The organism is Burkholderia sp. AU38729 (assembly GCF_020419725.1).
GTDB lineage: Bacteria > Pseudomonadota > Gammaproteobacteria > Burkholderiales > Burkholderiaceae > Burkholderia.
Genome location: NZ_JAIZQO010000033.1, coordinates 1 through 1,312, shown reverse-complemented (window position 1 = coordinate 1,312; position 1,312 = coordinate 1). Strand labels below are relative to the sequence as shown.

The 1,312-nt window shown below is 58.9% G+C and carries 1 protein-coding gene; it reads right to left on the bottom strand.

The annotated features are described in order from the left end of the window. Nucleotides 1-36: 36 nt before the first annotated feature. A protein-coding gene (locus tag LGM56_RS36675; RefSeq protein ID WP_226208209.1) for an IS3 family transposase occupies nucleotides 37-1,259 on the bottom strand; the annotation gives its coding sequence in 2 pieces (ribosomal slippage) (nucleotides 37-891 and nucleotides 894-1,259; 1,221 coding nt in all). Nucleotides 1,260-1,312: the final 53 nt, after the last annotated feature.

Genomic DNA, 1,312 nt, shown 5'->3' with positions numbered 1-1,312 from the left:
TGTCAAGTCCTGGAATAGGTTGACAGTATCCAGGCGCTAGAACGCCCGATGCACCGCATCGGGCGTTTTGTATTTCAGAGCCGTATGCGGTCGCTCATGGTTGTAGATGTGCACCGACTGTTCGACCATCTTGGCAGCCTGCTCAAGGTCAACAGGACGTTGCAACAGGAACTCATCCTTGAGGATGCCGTTGACCCGCTCGGCCAGCGCGTTCTGATAGCAGTCATACCCGTCAGTCATCGAACAGCGCAAGCCGTGACGTCGATGGATGTCCTGATAGTAGGTCGAGCAGTATTGCACCCCGCGATCGGAGTGGTGGATCAACGGCTGCCCGCTCCGACGCCTGCGCAACGCCTTCTTGAGCGCCTGACTGACCTGCTCGGTTTGCAGGCTATCGTGAACGTGATGGCCAACGATCTTGCGCGAGAATGCATCCGTGACGAGACTCAAATATACAAACGGGCCAGCCGTCGGCAGGTACGTGATGTCGGCCACCCATACCTGCTCTGGGCCGGTCGGCACGATCTGATCTGGTCCCGGTTTCAGCAAATTCGGATGGCGTCGGAAGCGATGATGGCTTTGCGTTGTCTTGTGGTACGCCCGGCGGGGCACGACGAGCAGGCGCGCGGCGCGCAGTGCATCGAACAGTCGATCTCGCCCCAACTTGATGCCGCGCTCGACCAACGCTGGCCCGAGCAGATGATGCAGTTTTCGTGTCCCAAGTCGGGGCTGACGCAGCCGTACATCCCGCACTAGTGTCGTCACGATCTCGGCCTGCGAGCAGCGACGTTCCTCACTTTGGAAACGCTTGTAATACGCTTGGCGACTGATACCCATGTATCGGCAGGCTCGCTCGACGCTCAGCTTTTTGATCCGCCTTTGCGCGACGACCTGCCCGAAGGCTTTTTTACGGTGATTCCGTAGTCCTTACGCATCACGTCGAGCACGGCCTCAAACAGCGCCGCTTTCTCTTGCGCCTCTCGCAACTGCGTCTCCAACTCCTTGATGCGCTGCTCCGGTGTGGGCGGCTTTGAGTCTGGCTTTGGCATGGTGGAACCTGATCGCGCACGGCCGGATGGATCAGCCCAGTCCTGCAAGCCGTGCTTACGTAACCATACCAGCACGGTTGAGCGGCCCTGGATACCGTAGCGCTGCTGCGCCTCTTTGTACGTCAGCTCGCCCTTTTCGACCTGGGCCACCACCGACAGCTTAAAAGCCAGACTGTAGTCCCGCTGCGTCCGCTTGATCCCTTGCTCCATTTGGCACCTCTTCGCGTCAGCGAAAAAGTGTCAACCTATTTCAGGACGGGTCA